The organism is Acerihabitans sp. TG2 (assembly GCF_035013185.1).
In the GTDB taxonomy this organism is placed as follows: domain Bacteria; phylum Pseudomonadota; class Gammaproteobacteria; order Enterobacterales; family Enterobacteriaceae; genus Acerihabitans.
In genome coordinates, this window is record NZ_JAYGJO010000005.1 from 122,023 (window position 1) to 145,948 (window position 23,926).

General features: G+C 55.1%; 15 protein-coding genes and 1 pseudogene. 5 read left to right on the plus strand and 11 right to left on the minus strand.

The features are described from left to right. The first annotated feature begins 179 nt into the window (after positions 1-179). From SJI19_RS06375 to narI, 5 genes are all read left to right on the plus strand, one after another. Positions 180-1,598, plus strand: coding sequence for a NarK family nitrate/nitrite MFS transporter (locus tag SJI19_RS06375; RefSeq protein WP_323477429.1), 1,419 nt, complete (start codon positions 180-182; stop codon positions 1,596-1,598). Positions 1,599-1,670: 72 nt separating this feature from the next. After that, positions 1,671-5,450, plus strand: coding sequence for a nitrate reductase subunit alpha (locus SJI19_RS06380; RefSeq protein ID WP_323477430.1), 3,780 nt, complete (start codon positions 1,671-1,673; stop codon positions 5,448-5,450). After that, positions 5,447-6,991, plus strand: a complete 1,545-nt coding sequence (gene narH / locus SJI19_RS06385; protein ID WP_323477431.1) for a nitrate reductase subunit beta — start codon at positions 5,447-5,449, stop codon at positions 6,989-6,991. Before SJI19_RS06380 ends, narH begins: the two co-directional genes overlap by 4 nt. Continuing rightward, entirely contained in the window at positions 6,984-7,751 is a 768-nt protein-coding gene (gene narJ, locus SJI19_RS06390) for a nitrate reductase molybdenum cofactor assembly chaperone (protein ID WP_323477432.1), read from the plus strand. Before narH ends, narJ begins: the two co-directional genes overlap by 8 nt. 2 nt (positions 7,752-7,753) lie before the next feature. Further along, positions 7,754-8,431 (plus strand): respiratory nitrate reductase subunit gamma, encoded by a 678-nt coding sequence (narI, locus tag SJI19_RS06395; protein WP_323477433.1) that lies wholly within the window; start codon positions 7,754-7,756, stop codon positions 8,429-8,431. A gap of 98 nt (positions 8,432-8,529) precedes the next feature. Here the strand turns inward: narI and SJI19_RS06400 are convergent, their stop codons facing one another. The 11 genes and pseudogenes from SJI19_RS06400 to SJI19_RS06450 all read right to left on the minus strand — a co-directional run bounded on the left by SJI19_RS06400 (position 8,530) and on the right by SJI19_RS06450 (position 23,920). Then, positions 8,530-9,498, minus strand: coding sequence for a hypothetical protein (locus SJI19_RS06400; RefSeq protein ID WP_416347514.1), 969 nt, complete (start codon positions 9,496-9,498; stop codon positions 8,530-8,532). Positions 9,499-9,729: 231 nt separating this feature from the next. Beyond that, a complete protein-coding gene (locus SJI19_RS06405) occupies positions 9,730-10,317 on the minus strand; it encodes a hypothetical protein (protein ID WP_323477434.1) in 588 nt (195 codons plus the stop codon). Between the two features lie 489 nt (positions 10,318-10,806). Beyond that, positions 10,807-11,274, minus strand: a pseudogene (locus SJI19_RS06410) (DUF3304 domain-containing protein); the annotation flags it as partial. Positions 11,275-11,294: 20 nt separating this feature from the next. After that, on the minus strand, positions 11,295-11,807 hold the full coding sequence (locus tag SJI19_RS06415) for a hypothetical protein (protein WP_323477435.1): 513 nt from the start codon (positions 11,805-11,807) through the stop codon (positions 11,295-11,297). 64 nt (positions 11,808-11,871) lie between these two features. Next, positions 11,872-12,978, minus strand: coding sequence for an Imm72 family immunity protein (locus SJI19_RS06420; protein WP_323477436.1), 1,107 nt, complete (start codon positions 12,976-12,978; stop codon positions 11,872-11,874). Beyond that, positions 12,968-14,530, minus strand: a complete 1,563-nt coding sequence (locus SJI19_RS06425) for a hypothetical protein (RefSeq protein WP_323477437.1) — start codon at positions 14,528-14,530, stop codon at positions 12,968-12,970. The genes SJI19_RS06420 and SJI19_RS06425 overlap by 11 nt, the downstream gene beginning before the upstream one ends. Beyond that, the gene (locus SJI19_RS06430) at positions 14,527-17,079 is read right to left on the minus strand and encodes a type VI secretion system tip protein VgrG (RefSeq protein WP_323477438.1); all 2,553 of its coding nucleotides are present in this window, start codon (positions 17,077-17,079) and stop codon (positions 14,527-14,529) included. Before SJI19_RS06430 ends, SJI19_RS06425 begins: the two co-directional genes overlap by 4 nt. Positions 17,080-17,083: 4 nt before the next feature. Beyond that, positions 17,084-17,608, minus strand: a complete 525-nt coding sequence (gene tssJ / locus SJI19_RS06435) for a type VI secretion system lipoprotein TssJ (protein ID WP_323477439.1) — start codon at positions 17,606-17,608, stop codon at positions 17,084-17,086. A 37-nt stretch (positions 17,609-17,645) separates the two neighbouring features. Further along, on the minus strand, positions 17,646-18,728 hold the full coding sequence (tssG, locus tag SJI19_RS06440; RefSeq protein WP_323477440.1) for a type VI secretion system baseplate subunit TssG: 1,083 nt from the start codon (positions 18,726-18,728) through the stop codon (positions 17,646-17,648). Beyond that, positions 18,692-20,461, minus strand: a complete 1,770-nt coding sequence (gene tssF, locus SJI19_RS06445; RefSeq protein ID WP_323477441.1) for a type VI secretion system baseplate subunit TssF — start codon at positions 20,459-20,461, stop codon at positions 18,692-18,694. Before tssF ends, tssG begins: the two co-directional genes overlap by 37 nt. A 75-nt stretch (positions 20,462-20,536) precedes the next feature. Further along, a complete protein-coding gene (locus SJI19_RS06450) occupies positions 20,537-23,920 on the minus strand; it encodes an ImcF-related family protein (protein WP_323477442.1) in 3,384 nt (1,127 codons plus the stop codon). Between the last annotated feature and the right edge of the window lie 6 nt (positions 23,921-23,926).

The window sequence follows — 23,926 nt, forward strand, 5'->3', positions numbered from 1 at the left end:
GCCAGCCTATTGAATCCCATTCTTTTTTTCTGTAAAACCTTCTACTTACTAAGGGTATGACCCTCTTTTCGGCCATTTCAGCGTCCAGCGTCAGCTTGATTTGTATCAATTTCTGGCGGGCAAAGGTTGTTAGGGTAGCGGCAACAACAATACTCTTCTGACCCCGAGCGAGGCTTGTGATGATCCCCCTGACCCAACCCATTAGCGAACTCCGTGGCGCTGTCATAAAAGAATGGCATCCGGAGCAACCTGAATTTTGGCGTACCCACGGACAGCCTATCGCGCGCCGCAATCTGTGGATTTCCATATATTGTCTGTTGCTGTCGTTTTGTGTCTGGATGCTGTTTAGCGCCGTGGCAGTCAACCTGAATAAGGTCGGTTTCAACTTTACCACCAACCAACTCTTTTTACTTACCGCGCTGCCGGCGGTGTCGGGGGCCATTCTACGGGTGCCTTATTCTTTTATGGTGCCGTTGTTGGGCGGCCGGCGCTGGACGGCCATCAGTACCCTGTTCATGGTCATTCCCTGCCTGTGGTTGGGGGTGGCGGTACAGGATCCGCACACGTCGTTTGGCGTGTTTGTCACCATCTCCCTGCTGTGCGGGTTCGCCGGCGCCAACTTCGCTTCCAGCATGGCCAACATCAGTTTTTTCTTTCCGAAAGCTATGCAGGGCAGTGCGTTGGGACTGAATGGCGGTATGGGCAATCTTGGGGTAAGCGTCATGCAACTGGTGGCTCCTCTGGCGATCTCCTGGTCGATGTTCTCCCTGTTTGGTGGTAGCGGTCATCTCCAGGGAGATGGCAGCCGGATATGGTTGGAGAACGCCGCTTGGGTGTGGGTTCCATTATTGATTGTCGCGACGCTGGCGGCCTGGTTCGGCATGAACGATCTGGCCACTGCCAAGGCATCGCTGGGCAGGCAGTTAACCGTGCTTAAACGTGGGCATATGTGGATCCTAAGCCTGCTCTATCTGGCCACCTTCGGTTCATTTATTGGCTTTTCGGCCGGGTTCGCCATGCTGGCGAAAACCCAGTTTCCCACGATGCAAATCCTGCATTACGCTTTTTTCGGCCCGTTTATCGGCGCGTTGGCGCGTTCGGTCGGTGGTGCGTTGTCGGACCGGCTCGGTGGTATCCGGGTGACACTGGTGAATTTCGTACTGATGGTGGTATTTGTGGCCCTGCTGTTTCTGACATTGCCCGACCAGGGTCAGGGTGGCTCCGTTGTTGGGTTTCTCGGCGTGTTTCTGATGTTGTTCCTCACCGCCGGGCTGGGCAGCGGTTCCACCTTCCAAATGATTACGGTGATTTTACGCAAGATGTCCGTGACGCGAGTATTGGCTAGCGGCGGCAGCGAGGAAAAAGCACAGCGGGAAGCCGCCACCGAATCTGCCGCCGCATTGGGGTTTATTTCGGCCATCGGGGCAGCGGGGGGTTTTTTTATTCCTCAGGCGTTCGGCATGTCGTTGTCGTTGACCGGTTCGCCGGCGGGGGCGATGAAGCTCTTCCTGGTGTTTTACGTGGTTTGCGTACTGATCACCTGGTTGGTCTACGGTCGTAATATCAATAACGGCTTGGCAACAAAAAAACCGCGCTAGGCATCAATAACTGTTGACCGTTGACTAGGCAAAATAATGTTTTTTTAAAATGACCTACCTGGAGATATTCGGATGAGCAAATTTCTTGACAGGTTCCGCTACTTCAGCCAGTTGGATAAACCTTTTGCCGACGGACACGGCCAGACGCTGAATACCAATCGTGATTGGGAAGACAGCTATCGCAGCCGCTGGCAACACGATAAAATCGTGCGCTCCACTCATGGCGTGAACTGTACCGGCTCCTGCAGCTGGAAAATTTACGTGAAAAACGGTCTGGTGACCTGGGAAACCCAACAAACCGATTATCCGCGTACCCGCCCCGATATGCCTAACCATGAGCCGCGAGGCTGCCCACGCGGCGCCAGTTATTCCTGGTATCTTTACAGCGCCAACCGGCTGAAATATCCCCAGATACGTAAATTGCTGCTGGTTTTATGGCGTGAGGCCCGTGCGACCCATGCCGATCCGGTGGACGCCTGGGCCGCCGTTATGGCTAACCCTGACGCCACCCGCAGCTACAAACAAGCGCGCGGGCGCGGCGGTTTTGTCCGTACCACCTGGGCGGAAGCCAACGAGCTGATCGCTGCTGCCAATGTCTATACCGCCAAGACCTTCGGTCCGGATCGGATCATCGGTTTTTCTCCCATACCGGCCATGTCAATGGTGTCCTACGCGGCTGGCACCCGCTATCTGTCGTTAATCGGCGGCGTCTGCTTGAGTTTTTATGACTGGTATTGTGATTTACCGCCCGCCTCGCCGATGACCTGGGGCGAACAAACCGATGTACCGGAGGCGGCGGACTGGTATAACTCTTCCTATATCATCGCCTGGGGCTCCAACGTGCCCCAGACCCGGACGCCGGACGCCCATTTTTTCACCGAAGTGCGCTACAAAGGCACCAAAACCGTCGCGGTGACCCCCGATTACTCTGAAGTGGCCAAACTGTGCGACCTGTGGTTGCATCCCAAACAGGGCACTGACAGCGCATTAGCGCTGGCGCTGGGTCATGTGATCCTGCAAGAGTTCCATATCAATCGCAAAAGCGAGTATTTCCTGGATTACGTCCGTCGTTATACCGATATGCCGATGCTGGTGATCCTGGAGCCGCGGGACGGATATTATGCGGCGGGACGCCTGCTGCGGGCTGCCGATCTGGTGGCGAATTTGGGGCAAAGTAATAATCCGCAATGGAAAACCGTGGCCGTGGATTCAGAAAGTGGCGAATTGACGGTGCCCTTGGGTTCCATCGGTTTTCGCTGGGGCGAGCAGGGCAAATGGAACCTGCAGCAGCGCGACGGCGACAATGGGCAAGAGATCAGTTTACAACTGAGTTTGATAGCAAGACACGACCAGGTTGTTGAGGTGGGTTTCCCCTATTTCGGCGGCATTGAACGGGACCAGTTTAATGCCGTGCCGCTGGACAATATCCTGCGCCACAAGTTGCCGGTGAAATCCCTGATACTGGCGGACGGCAGTGAGGTGCTGGTCACCAGTGTTTATGATCTGACGCTGGCCAACTACGGCATCGAGCGTGGCTTGGCGGATGATAACTGCGCCGGGGATTACGATCAAATCAAAGCCTATAGCCCGGCCTGGGCGGAAAAAATCAGTGGCGTTTCCCGCCAGAATATCATCCGGGTGGCGCATGAGTTCGGTGATAATGCTGATAAAACCCACGGCCGATCGATGATCATCCTCGGTGCCGGTATTAACCACTGGTATCACATGGACATGAGCTATCGGGGTCTGATCAATATGCTGGTGTTCTGCGGTTGTATTGGTCAAAGCGGCGGCGGTTGGGCGCACTACGTGGGTCAGGAAAAACTGCGGCCGCAAACCGGCTGGCTACCGTTGGCTTTCGGCCTGGATTGGCAGCGTCCGCCCCGGCACATGAACAGCACCTCGTTTTTTTATAATCATTCAAGCCAATGGCGTTATGAAACGCTGTCTCCGCAAGAATTGCTGTCGCCGCTGGCGGATAAATCCCGTTTTACCGGCAGCCTGATCGATTTTAACGTTCGCGCCGAGCGTATGGGCTGGCTGCCTTCCGCGCCGCAACTCAACACCAATCCGCTGTTTATTGCCCGAGCGGCGCAAGTCGCGGGCCTGACGCCGCAGGCGTACACCGCTAAGGCATTGCAGGAGGGGTCACTGCGGTTTGCCGCCGAACAGCCGGACGACCCGCAAAATTTCCCCCGCAATCTGTTTGTCTGGCGCTCCAACTTGCTCGGTTCGTCCGGCAAAGGCCATGAGTATATGCTGAAGTATCTGCTGGGCACCGAGCACGGTATCCAGGGTCTGGACTTGGGTCGCCAGGGGGGAGTGATGCCGGAGGAGGTGGAATGGCGGGACCAAGGAGGAGAAGGCAAGCTCGATTTGGTGGTAACGCTGGATTTCCGCATGTCCAGCACCTGCCTGTATTCCGACATTGTGCTACCCACTGCCACCTGGTATGAAAAAGACGATCTTAATACCTCCGATATGCATCCTTTTATTCACCCCTTTTCGGCAGCGGTAGATCCGGCCTGGGAATCCAAAAGTGATTGGGAAATCTACAAAGGCATCGCTCACGCGTTTTCACAGGTTTGCCAAGGGCATCTGGGGGTAGAAACTGATATGGTCACCTTGCCGATCCAGCACGATTCCTCCGCCGAACTGGGGCAGCCCTTTGGTGTGGAAGACTGGAAAAAAGGTGAATGCCCGTTGATCCCGGGTAAAACCGCGCCGCATTTCATGACGGTGGAACGGGATTATCCCAATACCTATGAACGTTTCACCTCCCTTGGCCCGTTACTGGACAAACTCGGCAACGGCGGTAAAGGCATCAATTGGAATACCCAGACCGAGGTGGATTTTCTTAAAAAACTCAATCGCACTAAACTCGACGGCACCGCTGCCGGGCGACCTAATATAAACAGTGCGATTGACGCCGCCGAAGTGATCCTTTCCCTTGCGCCGGAAACCAATGGTCAGGTGGCGGTAAAAGCCTGGGAGGCGTTGGGCGTGATGACAGGCCTCGACCACCGGCATTTGGCGCTCAATAAAGAAGACGAAAAAATCCGTTTTCGCGATTTGCAGGCGCAGCCGCGCAAAATCATCTCCAGCCCCATCTGGTCCGGCCTAGAAGATGAGCATGTGTCCTACACTGCCGGTTATACCAATGTGCATGAACTGATCCCCTGGCGCACCCTGTCGGGCCGGCAACAGCTTTATCAGGATCACGAGTGGATGCGGGCTTTTGGCGAAAGCCTGCTGGTTTACCGTCCCCCCATTGATACCAGGGCCGCGTTGCCGTTGCTAAATCTGAAACCCAATGGCAACCCGGAGAAGGTGCTTAACTTTTTAACACCACACCAGAAATGGGGCATCCACTCCACTTATAGCGATAACCTGCTGATGCTGACCTTATCCCGGGGCGGGCCGATCCTCTGGATAAGCGAGGACGACGCGCGGGAACTGGGTATTGCCGATAACGACTGGGTGGAGGCCTTTAATGCCAATGGAGCCCTTAGCGCCCGGGCCGTGGTGAGCCAGCGCATCCCTGCTGGCATGATCATGATGTATCACGCACAGGAACGGATCATGAATCTTCCCGGTTCGGAGATCACCGGGCAGCGCGGGGGAATACACAACTCTGTCACCAGGGTTTGTCCGAAACCGACCCATATGATCGGTGGTTATGCGCAGCTCGCCTATGGATTCAACTATTACGGTACAGTCGGATCCAATCGCGATGAATTTGTCGTGATCCGCAGGATGGACCGCATCGACTGGCTGGATGACGAGAATGCTGACGACGCCCAGGGCAATGTGGCAGCAGGAACTTCGCGTTATACGGAGAAGGTAAAATGAAGATTCGCTCTCAAGTTGGCATGGTGCTCAATCTCGATAAATGTATCGGCTGCCATACCTGCTCGGTCACCTGTAAAAATGTCTGGACCAGTCGCGAAGGCATGGAGTATGCCTGGTTCAACAACGTCGAGAGCAAGCCGGGGATCGGTTACCCCAATGCTTGGGAAGATCAGGACAAATGGCAAGGGGGCTGGATCCGCACCATCAAAGGCCGGCTCCAGCCGCGCATGGGCAGCCGGGTCGGCTTATTGTCGAAGATTTTCGCTAATCCTCATATGCCGGAAATCGATGATTATTACGAGCCGTTCGATTACGACTATCAAAACCTGCATAACGCACCCTTGGGTAAACAACAGCCGGTGGCCCGACCCCGCTCAGCGCTGACTGGTCGCCGGATGAAAAAAATCGTTGGCAGCGCGAATTGGGAAGATATTCTGGGGGGCGAATTCGAGCAACGCGCCCGGGACAAGAACTTCGACCACATGCAAAAAGCCATGTTCGGCGAGTATGAAAACACGTTTATGATGTACCTGCCCCGGTTGTGCGAGCACTGTCTTAATCCCGCCTGCGTCGCCACCTGCCCGAGCGGCGCTATCTATAAACGTGACGAAGACGGCATCGTGCTTATCGATCAGGACAAATGCCGCGGCTGGCGCATGTGTCTGACAGGGTGTCCTTACAAAAAGATTTATTTCAACTGGAAAAGTGGCAAGTCGGAAAAATGTATTTTCTGCTACCCGCGTATCGAGGCGGGACAGCCCACCGTCTGCTCCGAAACTTGTGTCGGACGCATCCGTTACCTAGGCGTATTACTGTATGACGCTGACCGTATTGAACAGGCCGCATCGGTGACGGATGAACAAAATCTCTATCAGAGCCAACTGGATATTTTCCTCGATCCCCACGATCCCAAGGTCATTGCTCAGGCATTGCTGGATGGTGTGCCCCAGAGCGTTATTGACGCGGCTCAACAATCCCCGGTGTATAAACTGGCGGTAGACTGGAAATTGGCACTGCCACTGCATCCGGAATACCGTACGTTGCCGATGGTGTGGTATGTCCCTCCGCTATCACCCATCCAGTCCGCAGCCGACAGCGGTCAATTACCGCAGCATGGCGTATTGCCTGATGTAGACAGTCTGCGGATCCCGGTGCAATACCTGGCTAATCTGCTTACCGCTGGCGACACCGCGCCGGTGCTGCTGGCCCTGAAACGTTTGCTGGCCATGCGTCACTACAAACGTGCCGAAACGGTGGAAGGCGTGACAGATCTCAGTGCACTAGATGAGGTGGGACTCACTGAGGCGCAGGCGCGGGAAATGTACCGTTACCTGGCCATCGCCAACTATGAGGATCGTTTTGTGGTGCCCTCGAGTCATCGTGAACTGGCACGGGACGCTTTCCCGGAAAGTCACAGTTGCGGTTTCAGCTTTGGTGACGGTTGTCGCGGCAGTGATAGCCGTTTCAACCTGTTCGATACCAAGCGTATTGACGCCATCGATATCACGAGCAAAACGGCTGAGGGGGGAGCTCATGATTAGCTTGAAAATCATCGGTATTTTACTGGATTATCCTCGACAGGATGTATGGGATCACCGCGATGAACTGGTTTCGGCGGCGCAGTGTGCCGAAGAACTGATGCCCACCCAATGTGCATTGCTAGTGGGTTTTATTCAGGGTTATTGCACCGGGTCTTTGCTGGATGCCCAGGAGACCTACTGCGGGTTTTTTGATCGCGGCCGCGCCATGTCACTGTTGTTATTTGAGCATGTGCACGGGGAGTCCCGTGATCGCGGCCAGGCGATGGTGGATTTACTTGCGCAGTACCGGGCTGCCGGTCTGCAGTTGGACAGTTGCGAACTGCCTGATTTTCTGCCGCTGTATCTGGAATACCTTTCCTTATGCCCGCCGGATGACGCACAGGAAGGTCTGCGGGATATCGCGCCGATCCTGGCGTTGCTGGGGGCCCGACTGCGGCTGCGCGAAACCCGTTTTTCCGACCTGTTTGACCTGTTGCTGAACCTGTGCGAGAGCGAGCTGTGCAGTACCACGCTGCAACAGCAGGTCACCGGCGAGGCGCGGGATGATACCCCGGCAGCGCTGGATGCAGTTTGGGAAGAGGAGCAAGTGACTTTCCTCGGCGGGAAGGGGTGCGCCACGGCGGAACAAACGCGTCATCAGCGCCGGTTTGCGGGTGCGGTGGTGCCGCAATATCTCGATATCGGGCAAGCGGCGGTACGACAAGCTCCCGTAAGGGATCCCGCCGGTACACTCCCCTGCGCCGATAGTAAAGGACAATAATCATGCAATTTCTCAATGCGTTCTTTTTTGATATCTATCCCTATATCGCCGGTGTGGTTTTCCTGATCGGCAGTTGGTTACGTTATGATTATGGGCAATACAGTTGGCGAGTCGGCTCCAGCCAGATATTGGACAAAAAGGGTTTTAGGTTGGCCTCTAATCTGTTCCATATCGGCATACTGGGTATCTTTTTCGGCCACTTGTTTGGCCTGCTGACGCCCCATTGGGTCTACGAGCCATTTTTGTCGGTCGCGCTGAAACAAAAACTCGCGATGGGGGCCGGTGGGGTGTGCGGCTTGCTGACCTTGGTGGGCGGTGCACTGCTGTTAAAACGACGGTTACTCAATCCGCGGGTGCGGGCAAACTCCAGCGTCGGGGATCTTATGATCATCAGCCTGCTGGTGATACAGGTATGCCTCGGCCTACTGACCATTCCATTTTCCGCTCGGCATATGGACGGCAGCGAGATGATGAAACTGGTGGGTTGGGCGCAGGCGGTGGTGACCTTCCATTCCAATGCCTCGACGCATCTTGCGGGCGTGTCGATTATTTACCGTCTGCACCTGGTGCTTGGCATGACGTTGTTCATTGTGTTCCCCTTTTGCCGGCTGGTGCATATTTGGAGCGCTCCGGTGGAGTATTTGGCCCGACGCTATCAGTTAGTAAGAAACCGGCGATAAACCGCTTCGTCGGTCATGGGGTAGCGCAATGTTTCAATGATCATGATTCACTCCTGTGGTGGTGGGCATGTGGTCCGGGGACGCCAAGTGATTTAACCTTAGTCAGAGGGGGTTTCCATTGGCCGTATCACAAGGAAATCCTGCGAAATACGGGCGCCCCGATCGACGGTTTGCACGTCGTGAACAAACCAGGCAAACAGTTCGGGTGGTGCATGATCATCAGGACAGGGCAGGGGTAATCCCTGATAAGCCGTATGGGCATATTCCAGAAATATTTTTGCCCGGCGTAACGCTGGCTTATACACCTGAGGCACAATGTCGCGGCGTGTGTCCCTCGAATGCATTTCCATGCAGTTTCGCATGCCTACCGCGGCGCTATGAACATCATCCAGCCAGCCCCAGTTTTTTTGCAACAGATGGAGCTCATGCTGAAATTCACGCAGGGTCTGCTGCTCTTGCTGTGTCATGCCCAATCCCGCTGACACGCCGGATAAAAGCAACACCTGGCTACTCTGTTTTTGATATTTCATACATTCACTGCAGTACTGATAATATTGTTTTCCCAACCATTCGATGTAACTATCGAGATGATAATTTAACGCGGTAACGCTGAGCTTTTTATAAGGCACTGCCTGCTGATAAATCGTGGTCCAGTGCGCGACCGACTTCTTTTTGACGCTGTCCTGCATAAGGAAGTAACTGGCAACATTAATATCTGTCTTATTAAGCGTCCGAAAATCCATAAAAGGGACACCCGCCATGGTTGCGACACGGTACATTCGGTGTAGCGCCACTTTGGATAGCTCGGCACTTGGTTTTTGTTCATCCGGTTTTAACCCGCCGCCCACATCCTCAGAACAACCGGGCAGCAACTCTTCCTGATGTTTTTCATTCTTCCCGCCCAGACGGTAAATACTCCGCCAGACCCGATTTTCATGGGCTGCCACCAGATGCAGCGCATTTTTCACCGCCTTGGGTAAAGCCGAGTGTTGATCAATGGATTTATCGCCCAGCAGAGGACTGATCATGCTGCCCAGCTTACCGAACATCGCGACAAACCAATCCACACCATTGTTGCAGGTGGCTGGAGTATGACGGGAACAGTCAAATAGGCCGGTAAAAATAATATCAACGGGGATACCTTGATAGGTATATTTATCACCCTGCTTCTGACAAATATCGCCGAGTAATAAATCGATAAATTTACGCGCCAGAGTCGCACCAAGATCATAACCAAATAATGAAATTGAAATCAGTTTGATGGGAACCTGGCTCTGATCTTTTGCTTCGTTAAAAGCTTATTTAAACGTGGTTTTGGCCGAGATAATGCGGGTATCAACACCGGTGACTAACATATCCGCCATGATGGGGTGGTCACGTAGCCAATGGGTTGCTTCGATAAAGGTTTTTTTGACTGCATTTTTTGCCATGTCGTCCGCCAGTTTTTTCCATTCGGCGGGTTTAATCAGTTTTTTCCCGGAATCTTTTACTATTTCCCACCAGTTGCCACCGTTTTTTAGATAGGTTTTGCCTGCGTCTTTGGCAATGTCACCAGGGTGGTTTTTTAAATCATCCAATGCGCTACTCTGTGCACCATCCATTATGGTATAGAGTTTTGCAGTCAGGTCTTCATTAAAGGGTGTGCCGAGTCCTGAGAAATAAAATTTAGAGTAACTATTTAAGGACGAATTTTGTTTCTCATCGGAATATGCTCTGAATAAGCGTGCCACATTACTGAGTCGTTGCTCAGGCGCATCCTGTTCAATATTGCGATGAACCCCATCAAAAAATAAACCAACATGCCAGGTTCGTGAACAGTTTCCCATTCCTGCATCTTCTGCTTGTTTAGATCGGTTTTTGGCCGCAGTAACACTTTCACTATCCATGGTTATTACTCCTGTGAGTTCGTTTGTTTGTTGTATCCGGACGTTCGGCAATGGTTGGATGAATTAAACCGTTCCCCCATAACAAACGAACATTTTTTTCCTATAGAAAATAGACCTAACGAGGGGGACTCTCATTCCAGCGCATTATTCGACCTCGTGTTGCGTGAGGATCTGTTCCAGCGAGGTTTTTCCCTGGGCCACCTGTTGCAGTGATACCTGCAGTTGTGCAGATTCCAGTATTGTTTTGCCCCCTTCGAGGTAATAAAACGCATACATTTTTTTGTCATCTCCCGTGGTCATGCCCGCCGCCCTGGCTTGGTTGAGCGCATTAATCACCCGCTCACGCTGAACCTCGGGAGGCAGATGTTGGCTGGCGGGCATCTTCCGCCACTCGGTTAATACGCAGCTGGCTTCATAGTTATCTGCGTTTTGCCGCCAGATTTCCCCCTCGAGCCTGATGGCGCGCTCTCTGGCGTTTTCTGTCGTTTTGGGATGAATAAACCCGGTTCCCCACCACAAACGCACGTTATCCCCCGGCAGAAAATAGACATGGAGATAGTTTTCTCCCCATTTTCGTTCGGGCATGGGCATGTCAACTCGACGCGTTTCAAGGCGCAGTCCTGCATCGTATTGAGCTTGAGTGATACTTAATGTCCAGATAACTTTCGCCGTCTTGCCACTGATGCTACCGCAACAGGTTGCTTTACCCCCACCATGGGCAAAGGCATTGGCTCCTGCCACACCATTAACGCTAAATCCGAGAATAGGGCGATCAATGTCACTGTGAATAATCAAGGTCACCGGCCCGGTCGGTGGGCCCCAGATGGCTGCCCAGACTAACCATGCGCACCACACCACCACCGGCAGCAGTAACCCGGCCCAAATCCATCGGCTCCAGCGGGCATAACCGCGATTTATCGCCCGATCCACACTGTCCAGTCGGTCAAAAAAATCCATTTTTCCTCCATTATCGAGTGTTATTCGGCGGTGTAATGCGTGAGGATCTGTTCCAGCGAGGTTGTTCCCTGGGCCACCTGTTGCAGTGATGCCTGCAGTTGTGCAGATTCCAGTATTGTTTTGCCCCCTTCGAGGTAATAAAACGCATACATTTTTTTATCATCTCCCGTGGTCATGCCCGCAGCCCGGGCCTTTTTTAGTGCTTTAATCACCTGGTCACGCTGAGCACATGGAGGAAAATGCTGGCTTGAAGACATTTTCTGCCACTGGGCTAATACACAGCCGATCTCCGGTTTGTCCGCAATCTGTTGCCAGGTTTTCTCATCGAGCCTGATGGCGTGATCTCTGGCGTTTTCTGCGCTTGAAGGCGTAATGGTGACGTGCTGCCACGTTTCCCCTGACGGTGCCCACCATTGCACGATGTCCTGAAACAGAAAAAAATGCCATTCCTGTTCATGGCATTGTACCAATGCGCAAATCACATTACGGGAATAGAAACGGATCAGGGCGGTGGTCTGATCCGGGCGGATCATCGTGCAGGCTATTGCGCCATTACATTCCAAACGAACCGCGTGATCCGTTTGATCGGTGAATAGATTAATGATCTTGCTCTGTTAGATAAACATTGCCCTCATCGTCCCGGTGCAACAGGCTCCAGGTTGCCGGGATGACTATTTCTGGGGCGAACATATCACTCTGGTATTGGGTGGCTTTTGGCATCAATGCCCCGGCTTTAACCTCGGCAAATTGCTGCTGCCCTCCGGCCAGCGTGGCCCAGCGCCCGGTGTGAGGACACGCTTCGCCGCTGTGGCGGGTAATACGTTTACCCGGGTTCTCCGCCAAAAAATAGTCTGATTCGTCGGGGATAATACCGTCGCAATAGCGGTTATCTTGCCAGACCAGTCGCCAGTGGACATCACGATAGTCAAATCCAGCCCGCGACAGGATGTCGACATAAGCCTGACGCGGCGCATTCATTCCGCGAATAAAATAATTAAAGGCCCCCAGACAGGTAAACCCGCGTATTTCGGTTGGCACCACCAGAAATTTACGGTGATAGTGTATTTTTACCGGCTCCCAGATACCGTCACACGGCACCGGGTCATCGGTTTTAATGATGATGTCGTGACGTTCAGGCACCGGTGGTAGGTTTTTGGGAAATACCGGATAAGGTTCAATGTGGAATTCCCAACGATACTTTTCAGGATCCAGTAAATAGGCCGCATCATAAAAATTACCGACATTATCATGCGGGGGATAAAGCAGGTTATCGCCCCGATAGGCTTCCGCAATACGTAGATTATTCAGCGTTTGAATCGCAGGTGGATAGGCCTCTACCTGAGACCAACGTTCATGACATCGCGGGTAAAAAAACGAACGCACTAAACCAACCGGTCGAGCAAGTTGATGAAATTCCCCGGTCATACGTTGCCACACTTGTCGGTTACCCATCGCCAGTTCTGGCAAGCCTTGATCATAGAGACGCAAGGCATCGTAAATCCAGATAATAGCTTTCGGATGAAACCCATCACATTGATCCTCTGGCCAGGTCTTAAGCGCCGCTTCATATTGCTCGGCAAACAAGGCCCAGGCATCACGCTTGCGCTGCCATAGGCGGTAACTGCTCAGCCGTTGCAATAACCAGAGCAGTTTGCGTCTTACCTGCTCGTCGGTCATGGGGTAGCACAAGGGTTCAATGATCATAATTTACTCCCGGTGGTGGTCTGGTGGTCTGGTGGTCTGTTCGTGCCGCGTTAACCACACTTCTGCTCATCACCTTGCTGCGCAGTTCATCATCATGCAGTTTACGGGTGGTGGTGGCGTACGGCGGTTCGATACCCTGTGGTTTGGTGTAGCCATGCACGCCATTAACGTTCTGCCAGTGGGTTGGGTAAAACTCGGCTATTACGCCATTACATTCCAAACGCGCCGGGTGACCGGTGGTTTTCACCTGGTCGCCAATACGATTCAGTTCTTTTGTTAGCCTCTGATCGAGATTAATAATCACTTGCTCACCGCCGCCTTGCAGATACTGGGCGGGTATTTCATTTCCAAACTGCTCCGCAATCTTGCCATGCCAGGCATGGGTGCCCGGCATTCGGGTCGCCAGATCCTCGGGCAGATGAAGCACCACCAGAAATCCGTTGCCGTTCCATTCGTCCAGTACTGCTGACAACTGTCGCCATTCTTCTTCATTGCCGGGAATTTTTTGAAAACCCCAGAAACCACCGGCAGCATTGGAGCCTGCAGGCGCTAACTCTGTTGGATTGCCAAAGGCGCGAAAAATCGTGGTGCCTGCCATTTCCCGGGCGTTTTTGGCGGTGATCTCTCCACTAAAGGAGGCGATATTGACATATACTGATTTATCCCCAAATGCGGGGCTTTCACCTGGGTTTCTGGCGAACAAATCAGGGTGTCCTGTTTTGGTATATTTGCGCCGCAGGATGTTCTCATGAATTTCTTCAGCATGAATACTGGGGAACCGCGTGCCCTGTTTCACCGCCTCCCGTAACGGACCTTCTATAAGAAACCCTTCGGACTCCCGCCGCAGCGCTAGCCGCCCCGCACCGGTGGCTAGGGTATGAATTTCGCCCTGGTAAACCAGCGCCTGAAGCACCCGCAGTTTTGCATCCAGTTCTTTCACTGCCTTGGGGATCATTTTGGTGGCCAAGGATTGCAGGGTGGCAAACCCATCTCGCACCATAATCAACCCGTATTGCCATTTTTCCGGCAATATCTGGCCAACCCTGGCTTTCAGAATGTGATTAATGGCGAGAATAACCGTATGGCAAAATTCATGCATTTTCTTTATTAGTTGAGCTTGGTACTTTACAATTTTAATTTCTTTCAGCCACTTAACTGCATTTCCTTCACCGACACGGTTTAGAACAGCGATCACATCACCAAGCACTTCGGCATTTTTTGTGGCTTTTTCCGTGACGTGCAAGGCCAGTCGTCCGACCCCTTTTATCAGCCCGCCGATCACCGGGATCAACGCAAACAGCAAGATCACCAGAAACACCCATTCGGTGGTGCTTTCCCGTTTTTTGGGGTCTTTTGCCAGCCCGATGGACACGGCCAGTAAATCGCGCACCGCAGTGACATCACCGACCAGCGGGACCATGCCGATGACGGCATCAACAATGATTTGACCGATGCTTTGCTTCTCATTAAATGATCCCTGAAGCGTGCCCCAGATCCATTGTCCAGTTTCCAGACTGGTTTGTTTAAACCAGGCAAACCCGGGGGTACTCATGCCACACCTCCGCTGTGTTGGGCTATCAGTGCATCAATAGCGGTTTCATCCGCTGATGCCCCGGTAAACTTTTGATTATCTGACATGTCTTTGCGTTGGTAACGCCGGGCATCCGCGCCAAGCTGAACCTGTATGTTGCCTGCCGGAACATGCTCCAGATACAGATAACCCTCGCCGTCGAGATTGCCGGTTCGCACTGATCCGTCGGCCAGGGTCGCGGTAAAGGCTGCCCCGACAACCGGCGTGTTGTCGTGATACAGATATTGCATTATTGCATCAGTCGCTTTGTGCACCGGGTCAGCCAGCCAGGGCATATCAGGGTGCTGCGATGCCGCAGCCGTGGTGGTGGTCCGTGCCACCTTGCGCAGATACTGGCCCAGGGTGCCATATTCGATCTTGCCCGCGTCTAGGGTCAGGTAGCTGCCGCCGCCAATCAGGGTGATGCGTTTTTTGCCGACCAACAGCAGGTCATCTTCGCTGCTGATGGTGAGTTTCTGCTCGGCAAACAGCCGCATATTACCGTTTTGCGCCTGCATCTCTATCGGGCCTTCACCTGATTTCAGGCTCAACGGTCCGGTGCGCGCAAACAGCCCCAGGGTTTCGCCGCTCAGCGCCGTCATCTTGCCCATCACCCCGACGCTGATATCGCCACCGGCATTGATGGCCACATTTTTACTGGCGGCGAGCTGCAGATGTTCGCCACTGGTAAACGCCATGCCCTGCGGGGCGGAGAAATGGATCATCTCGTTTAACGACGTTAGCCGCTGGGCATACAGGGTGAGCTGGCGGTCGATGTCCGCCTGTAGCGCCTCGGCCTGTACGGCGGCGGCTTCCAGTTGCCGAAGCTGCTGCTGGAGACGCGCGATGTTTTCCAGGGCGGCATCGCTGTCCAGCACCTTGCCGGTGGCCTGGTGCTGCGCATCGGCGCTGATAAACAACCCCTTGGCGGCGCGCAGGGCGCCGTGTTCGTCGGTTCGAAGTTCGGCACCGGTGCCGCGCAATTTGCCCGCCGCGTCCACCAGATGCCCGGTGTTCAGCTGGGTTTTGCCAAATTCCGTGGCGAGTGTGATGTGCTCTTGCTGGCGTTGATCCTCCATGCACAGCGTGGAATTGGCCGGTGTCCTGAGGAGGTTGCGGGTGTGATTATCACGGTTAACCGGGTCCGGGTGTTCGGTGTCGTGCAGCGCGTAGGCGATATACGGCAGGTCGATGTCGCCCTTGCTGAAGGCTATCGCCACCTCCGTGCCGTCAATCAACGGGGTGTGCCAGCCGCCGTGTGCTCCGGTATACGGTTTTGCCATGCGTAACCACAGGTAAGCATAACCGGGTTCGGTGTCGTTGCGGTCAACGTCCAGTTTGACCCGGTAACGGCCGGTGGTATCGAGCCAAGCATAACGGTCGTTTTTTTCACGGCTCTCGACCCTGGCCGGGAGCGTGCCGTGGATCTGCGGGCGCGGGATCGCTGGCGGACGAAAGCCGTAGCGTTCAGTGTAGGGCTGGCCCCACACCGAGACATGCAGCCGCGAATCGCGGGCGGCGATGAAACTGGTGAGGGTGATGAGCAGACCGGGTTTCAGTGCCTGGATCACCTTTCCCTGCGGCTCCAGCACCATGCCCGGTCGCAGACTGCAGGTGTTACTGAACAGATGAGCCCGGGCGGATTGATTGAGTTCACGTTCGTGATGCAGTCGGGCATAAAATGCGCCGCTTTCGGTTTCCGGCTCCGGGTCCGTATCATCACCGGCGCGCTGATACGGCGGTGCATTATGCTCATGTTCACCGATGGTGACCGCATCGTGGCGAACGCTGACGCTGGCATCGAGTGGCGTGCCGGCGCTGGGGTAGTGATAATCACGGGTACTGACACGTCCGGTGACCGCCTGGTGCCAGGTGCGCACCCCCCAGACCGACGGCTCGGCACCGTCGTCCAGGCCACAAGGTTCGCAGTAGGGAAGACGCACATCGAACTGGTAATAAAGCGCGCTGTCGGCAAATATCAACGTTTCCTGCTCGGTTGCGGCCTGTATTTCAGAGCGAAACCAGATGCCGACCTCAGACAACAGCCGTTGAATAAACTGCAAATCCGTTTCCCGCCATTGCGTGATCACCTCACGCGGGGGGTAGGTGCGTTCGAGGCGAAACTCAAAGTCAGGGCCCTCCAGCCCGTGGGCACGGAGCACCAGCTCCACCACTTCAGGCACCGATTGGTTTTGGTAAACCGCGCAGCCCTGGCTGCGAGACAGCAGCGCCAGGCGCGATTCCAGGGTGACGCAGTAGTGTGACTGGTCGGCGGAGGTGGCAAGCCACTGCAGCCCGGTGATAATACCTGGTACCGTTTTGCCACTGCGCATCCGCAGGCTGGCATACTTGAGCAGAACCTGCTCAACGGGAATGTCGGCCTGGTCGGTGGTGAACTCGATGTGCCAGCAAAAAGGCGAACTTAACGCCTCGCGACCGTTAAATCGCAGAACGTCCGCAGTGACTGTACTGTTACTGATGTCCAGCACATAACGGCATTGAGAGTCAAAAAACGCGAATCCATTTGCCATCAGCTCACTCCTTTAGCGGCAGCAGTATAAATCCACTATTGCCCAGTTCGACGGTGCGCGGTGTATTCGGGTCAAGGTCTTTACGGCTGAGCACCACACGCCAGGTGTTCTGTTGCATATCCGGCCGGTTAAAAAATCCCACTACCGCCACAAACTGTGTGTTTTCATCCATCGGCACGTCCAGCATGACGCTGCCTTGCGGCATCACCAGCACGGATTTAACTGCCAAAATGTCGCCTTTGAGTGCCATATCGGCGTTGCGCAGCAGGGTCTGGTAGTCGGTGGCGTCCAGCTGTTTACGGTCTTTGAGCTGATAGACCCGCACCATGGTCGCCAGTGGTGTCTGTACACCATCGGTATTTATCGCCGTGCGTGGGGAAAAATCCAGATGCAGTGTTTTTATCTGCTGGTAAAACAGGGCGGTGGTGAAATTAACCGTGCCATCCTTGACCGTCTGGGTCAGACCGCAGCCTGCAAGCAGGATGCAGAGGGTAAGCACAAGCACCCGAGCACCGGTTACTGTTGCCATTGCAAAATTCCTTTATGGGTTGATGAGGAAAGTGGGGTTATGCAAAACGGTAGTCACCCTCGGCTGCCGGCGCTAAGGGGGCACAATCCAGGCCCTGGTAGCAGCCCAGGCTGATGGTCAACAATTGCCGGTTATTGCTGAGTTTTCCGTTCTTCAGGCCGAGCAGCGCGGTGCGTCCGAGCTGAATACGCCGGCCTGCGCCGAGACGGGGCTCCGGCAGCAGTCGCACGGGTACACTAAGACGCAAGCGCACATCACTGCGATAGCCCAGGTAGACCCGCATCAGTGCCAGCAGATCAGTATGTAACAGCCCGCCCGGGAGCCAGCCCTTGGCCTCCGTCGGATTGGCGGTGAACAGCGTGACCTGCACCCGGCTGTTGGCTTCTTTGCCGGTTTTGCCCAGCGTCGCCCGTTGCGACAGTGTGACCCGGTTCCGGTGTCCCAGACCGCTACGGGCCGCTACCTGGATCTTCACCGGATCATGCGGGGTCACCGTGGCCTGGGTATCGGGTGCCAACAGGCTGACCAGTGCGTGGATCCCTTCGGCATTACGTGTGGGCAAACGCATGGTGCCCAGCAGCGCCAAAAAACGGGAAATCGGTGTAGCGATCTGTTCACTGGTTCCTGGGATCCCGAGCCCCACCAGACCCAGCAGACACTGCGATGTTGCATCGGTGCCACCGGTCTCGAAGGTGGCCGGGTAGGCGTATTTTCGCCAGATGCGGTAATACTGGGTGGTGATCCGGTGGCTGAAGATGTCAAGAAATGCAGCCTGGGCTTCGTATCCCTCCCGGCGCTGGGCAATATCGTCCAGATAGCTGCTGGGCAGCGGAGAGTCCACGCCGTACATCCCGAGAAAGGTGGTGCGCACGGTGGGCGGTAAATCCGGGTGATCTTCGTTGATCTCGACTTTTTTCAGCTCACTGACCGGAAAACCCATGTTGGGCCAGGGACAAAAACGCACCGGATCGTTTCCCGGATGGCTGGTGGCGCCCAATAAGGGGGAATCGGGTGAGGCCTGTTCCAGCAACTGGCAAAACCGGTAAAAGTTCACCCGCCAGATTTCGTGGCTTAATGCTTGTGTCAGCCTGGTACGTGCTGACTGTGGTTCTCGCGCCATCTCAGTCGTTTTCCTGTGGGTTGCAGTACCAGCGTGAGCTGGTTAAAAAGATGAATGTCGGCATAAAGCGCAAAAAAGCGATGCAGCATTTCACCGAACAGATTCACATCGCCTTCATTGGCAAAGTTATCCTGGTTGAGGGTGACCTCAATATCCACGCCCCGCAGCATAAAACCTCGTTCAAAACGGCGGATAAGCGTGTGTTTTACCGCCACGATGGCCTCCAGACGGCGGCGGTTCATCTCATCGCCGGTCCAGTCATACAAAGCCAGGGTGCCTCGCAGCACGTCCGGGTTGTCCATCATGCTGAGGAAGTTTGAGCCCAGGTGGCTCATCACCCGCCAGTGAAAACGGTCATTCGCCGGCGGATAAAGCGGCAGGGTGGGTGCGGATAAATTAAGCACCTTCACCGACACTTTGCCGGCTTTTACCACCCGATCCAGCAGCGTGCTTTCCAGCGCCTTGCGGGGAAGTTGGCCGTTAGTGCCGGTAATGCGCATGGAAAGCGATTCCGATTTTTGTGCCAACTGCTCGATGTCAAAAGAGTGTCCACCGAGAATAAGCCAGGTGTCATACAGACCCGATGCGCCCCGTTTCACCCGGGTATGGTAATAGCGCTCCGGTGCGTCGTGACGCATCATGCCGCCCCGGTGGCGAAAGCTGCTAAAAGGCACGTACGGGTGTTTGCCGTTTTTCACCGCGCCGTGAATGTCGTCTACGCTGTAGATTTCGGTATGACCGTCCTGTAGACGCAGTGGCCGCAGCAGGTATTCATTGTCCAGCGGGTTGAGCGTCAGCGGATCGGCTTCCAGGGTGAAGAGGTTAATGACGGGGGTGCAGTGCAACCGGAAATTGTCAGTCTCGAATGGCAGGTCAGACGACCAGGCTTCGCTGAGCACAATCTCGATGTCAAACCAGGTGCTGTCTGGGGTAAGACCGATGCGGTCCAACCCGTGCAGTTCTACAAACATAAACTTTGGCCGAAAACTGAAATACTCCAGCAGCAACTGATACCCGCTGAAGGTTGATTCGGCTTTGGGCCACAGCCGGTCTTGATCGTCAAACCCCATCGGTTTACACCAGCCGTCAAACGCTCGCCGCTCGGCGCGCATTCCCGCATGACGGGCGTACATGGCATGCACCCGGCGGGTCAATGCCAGATGCAGGGCAGAACTTACCGGGCTGTCGGCGTTGAGGTAGAAGGCGACTTTATCCATGCCGGCTTTGGTCCAGTCCACCTTTTGTGGACACGCAAAACGCAGCCGGATAGCTGAACGCCCGTCAGTTTCGCTATACAGCCGGGCCTCGGCCAGATGCAGGGGTTGCAGCACGGTTTCCCGGGTCGTGCGGTACTGACAGCAGGTTTTATGCGGTCCCACCGGGCGGGACAACACCGAAAACCCTACCGGCAGTGATTCTGCCTGGCGCAGGTTATGCCAGTCGGGGGTTAATTCCACAATCGCCAGGGACGGTATGGTGCGCATGTAATGCGGCCAGAGCAGACTGACCAACCCTTCGGTCAATTCCGGCAAGTCGTCATCAAGTTTTTCGCGCATCCGCCCCATCAGAAAGGCGAACCCCTCAAACAGGCGTTCCACATAGGGATCACGGGCACCCGGTTTATCCAGATTGAGCATGGCGGCCCGGTCCGGATGGGCGCGGGTAAATTCTTTACCGGCCTCGCGCAAATAGCGCATCTCGGCCTCATAATAACGCAGTGTTAAATCATCCATGCATGAGTATCCTGAACATCATTAGAGAGAAAATAACGGTTGCTACCGAGTACCGTAACGGGTTATCTGGGCTATTCACCCGCGGCGGCGGCGGCGGGTGGGTGGTTGTCGGTTCTCTGCCGCCGGGTCAACCTTAAAAATCAACTCGGGCAAGCGGAATCCCTGAAGTTTCAGCAGCGCCAACGGCCCCTCGGCAAGCTCGCTGCGCAGGATGAATTTGAGCGAGTTACCGTCAGGCGTTGTCCACGTCAACTGGGTGCGGCCGCTGTCTAATGCGGTGACCCGTGCCTGATCGAGTAAACGGATCAGGCCCCAGTTCCCCTGGTTATCGGCATACAACCGCATGCCGGTATTGACGCTGCGCCAGCTGAGTTGAACACCCGGGTAGTAGCTATTCCCCGGCCAGGTGAAGCTCTGCCAGCTTTCTATCTGGTTGAAGTAATCCAAATGCTGCTCATCAACCGTCAACTTCATCCTGGCAATATCCCTGGACGGGCGCGCCATTAGCTCAAAATGCACCTTGGCATCACCCTGGGTAAACACGATGTCCGAGAGCCCCGCCAACTGGTTAATCGCGTCGAGGAACTCGGGATTGACGGTCATCCCTTGACTGGCCGCAGGATCAACCACCCAGCGATTGCCCTCCTGATACAGGATGCCGCCGAGGTGGCTTTTCAAGAAGGTGGTAATCCGCCCGGAATCGCTGCGCAGAAACTGCGCCAACAGGGGCAAGGAGGCATCGCTGCCGGTGGTGTTGAACGGATAACGCCCGGTAAAAGCGTTATTCCACTGATCGACAATGGTGCTCTGCCAGCGAGCATTCAGGCTGCCCGCGGCAGGAACCAGTACCTGACGCCATGCCAGATCCAATGGCTGTACAAACAGCGCCTGACCAAAACCGCTCCACTCCTGTCCGAGGCTGGCGGCCATCAGGCGCCCATAGTCACGGGTATCCGTCAGGTCGATGGCTTTGCCCTGAAACACGGTCTGGGCCAGCATCTGTGACATGGCTTGGGGATCGGGGGCGCTGGTGACTTGCTGTAGTTTCAAACGAACCTGTGTTACGCGGGCAAGCCACGACTGGAAGCTCAGGTTACCGTTACGGGCGGTACCGTCTTTACCGTCCATGACACTCAGCAGCGGACCAAATACGCCGTCCAGTGGCCCACGGGGGCCCTGAGCCCGTAGTGCGAAGTGCTGAGCCTGTTTTTCCCGGCCGATCAGTTTTTTGGCTGAATCCACAATCGAATCCGCCAAACCTTCACTTTTCTGACCGGTTTTTCCCTGCCAGGCGAGCGTATTCATCAAGGCAACCAACGGGGATTGGCGTACATCAGCCAGCAGGTTTAGCTGGGCAATCGCTTCCGAAAGTGAGCTTGCCCCATGCCACTGAATGCCGTTGACCATATTCAGCCAGGCATTGCCGAAGTCAGTAAAATAGCGTTCTGTGAGGCGCGCTTTCAGGGCTTCCGGCGACATTTCACTGTCTGGTTGATGGGTTTTGTCGCTCAGGACCCAGTCGATTTCATCGCGGCGGGTTTTCACCACATCAGCAATGGCATTTTGCACCTGGTCTTGCCATGCCTGACGGGTGAACATGCCCGGAACTACGTCATCAGTGCGAAAGAGGGTTGACGCATCGGTATCCCCAATCATCTCTGCCAGCGTTAAGTCCGGCCAGTTACTGGCGATGCGCTTGAGCATCTCCTGATAGAGCCCCGCCTCTGCATTGCGTTGCCCGATCTGCTTGAGCAGGATGTGGCGGACGCTGCTGATAAGTTCGGCGTCGGGGGTTATTTTCCATTCCGGATGCGTCGGCAGGCTCTGGGCATAAAAACCCAGCAGTTTTGGCGCCAGTGACTGCCAAACACCATCCGGTACGCCTTTTCGCGTCGGCCAGGATGTCATCACCTGTTTCGATAGCCAGACGGCGTCGGTTTTATCCGGACGGGCCAGCATCAGGTAACTTTTGAGCAGGGTGTAGGCGCGTTGGGTTCCTTGCGCTCTGGCACGACTGGCCGGCGGCAGTTTCACATAGTCATGCAGTTGGTGTTGCAGATGCGCGGCGGTGGCATCGCGCATCAACTGGGCGTTATTGCGGACATACCGCGGCCAGAGTATGTCCAGGGTAGCTCGATCCTGATTGAGCCCAAACCGGGTAAACCAAGGTGCCCCTTGGTCCGTACGATGTTGCAGGCGAGCAATCGTCTGCTGGAGAATAAGCTGATGACGCAAACGCGCTGATAGCGGTTGTTGTGAATCCCCAGCCAATCGGGCTGCGTCCTGAGTCCGGTAAATGTCCGCCCGGTTAACCGCCAGTGATAGTAGGGTACCGGTCCCCCACAGCACCACCGCGATCAGCAGGAACAAACGTGATGCCTGTAACCCGTCAAAGGCGATTTTTTTAGCGTGGGTACGCTGGCTGTCTTTGGCGACGGCCTGCCACGCAGGGCAGTTTAGCCTGACATGGGCTTCGGTGTTTGTATCTGCCAGCCCAGGGCTAAATATCACACCACGCAGGCGGTAGGGGGCGGTGCCTTGCATCAAGCCGTTAAATAACACCATCAGCCGGGGTTTTAGTTCACCGGACAAACGGGAAGACAGCCGCAACAGCCAGTCATGACCGGAGTGGTCCAGTAGCTGCGCTATTCCAGCTTGGCGTAAGCGGGGAACCAGTTCATCAAGAGAAGACATCGCGTCTTGCACCGTTGCGCCGGGTCCAAACAGCGCACCTATTGCCGCTGGCGCTGTTTCTGCCGCTGGGCCGTAGGCCTTATCAATCAACCACAGCCAGACCGGCGCCTGCCAGCCCAGCAATTGGTCGGCTTTCTGGCGGCAGCGTCGCCAGGCATCACACTGCACCGCCAAGGGCAGTGAGTCGGTATTCAGCACGTGCACAATGCCATCGAGTGGACGGCGTGGTCGCACCTGTTTCAGCGCTGACAACCATGCCTGATCCGGTGGCGACTGCGCATCACCGGCACGGATCAGCACGATACCGTCGCCTTCCTGCCACTGATCCCGGGTTAACCCCGGAACGGCGTGGTCGAGGTCAGCGTCTTGGCCCTGTACCAACAGAATACGGACCTTATGTTTCCACCGGCGGCCATAACACCGGCGAAGGTGTTCGGTGAGTAACGTCGCAGCCCACTGTGTGCCGTCTTTATCAGCCGAAAATTCAGGTATTTTTTCGGGGTCGTGCGTTGGCTGATTTTTATGCCAGCGCACCTGCAGACCGGCTTTGCCGGCGCGTTCGAACATCCGTTCCAGCACCCAGCCAATACTCCCGACAACGATCACCAGCCACGCACAACACAAGGCAATCCCTGTGGTATTGTAAGGCCCAAATCCCGTCGCCTCGGCGGTTGCTTGCGGCCAGTGCCAGAACATACCGGCGACCATCAGGATAATGCAGATTAAAAATAGCGCGACAGAACCAATAATGGATGAGAGTTTCATGACTGA

Coding starts and splice junctions, on each gene's coding strand:
- narI (WP_323477433.1), top strand. CDS start 7,754: ATGCAATTTCTCAATGCGTTCTTTTTTGATATCTATCCCTATATCGCC.
- SJI19_RS06380 (WP_323477430.1), top strand. CDS start 1,671: ATGAGCAAATTTCTTGACAGGTTCCGCTACTTCAGCCAGTTGGATAAA.
- tssJ (WP_323477439.1), bottom strand. CDS start 17,608: ATGGCAACAGTAACCGGTGCTCGGGTGCTTGTGCTTACCCTCTGCATC.
- SJI19_RS06425 (WP_323477437.1), bottom strand. CDS start 14,530: ATGAGTACCCCCGGGTTTGCCTGGTTTAAACAAACCAGTCTGGAAACT.
- SJI19_RS06420 (WP_323477436.1), bottom strand. CDS start 12,978: ATGATCATTGAACCCTTGTGCTACCCCATGACCGACGAGCAGGTAAGA.
- SJI19_RS06405 (WP_323477434.1), bottom strand. CDS start 10,317: ATGGATAGTGAAAGTGTTACTGCGGCCAAAAACCGATCTAAACAAGCA.
- tssF (WP_323477441.1), bottom strand. CDS start 20,461: ATGGATGATTTAACACTGCGTTATTATGAGGCCGAGATGCGCTATTTG.
- SJI19_RS06450 (WP_323477442.1), bottom strand. CDS start 23,920: ATGAAACTCTCATCCATTATTGGTTCTGTCGCGCTATTTTTAATCTGC.
- SJI19_RS06430 (WP_323477438.1), bottom strand. CDS start 17,079: ATGGCAAATGGATTCGCGTTTTTTGACTCTCAATGCCGTTATGTGCTG.
- narH (WP_323477431.1), top strand. CDS start 5,447: ATGAAGATTCGCTCTCAAGTTGGCATGGTGCTCAATCTCGATAAATGT.
- SJI19_RS06375 (WP_323477429.1), top strand. CDS start 180: ATGATCCCCCTGACCCAACCCATTAGCGAACTCCGTGGCGCTGTCATA.
- SJI19_RS06415 (WP_323477435.1), bottom strand. CDS start 11,807: ATGATCCGCCCGGATCAGACCACCGCCCTGATCCGTTTCTATTCCCGT.
- narJ (WP_323477432.1), top strand. CDS start 6,984: ATGATTAGCTTGAAAATCATCGGTATTTTACTGGATTATCCTCGACAG.
- tssG (WP_323477440.1), bottom strand. CDS start 18,728: ATGGCGCGAGAACCACAGTCAGCACGTACCAGGCTGACACAAGCATTA.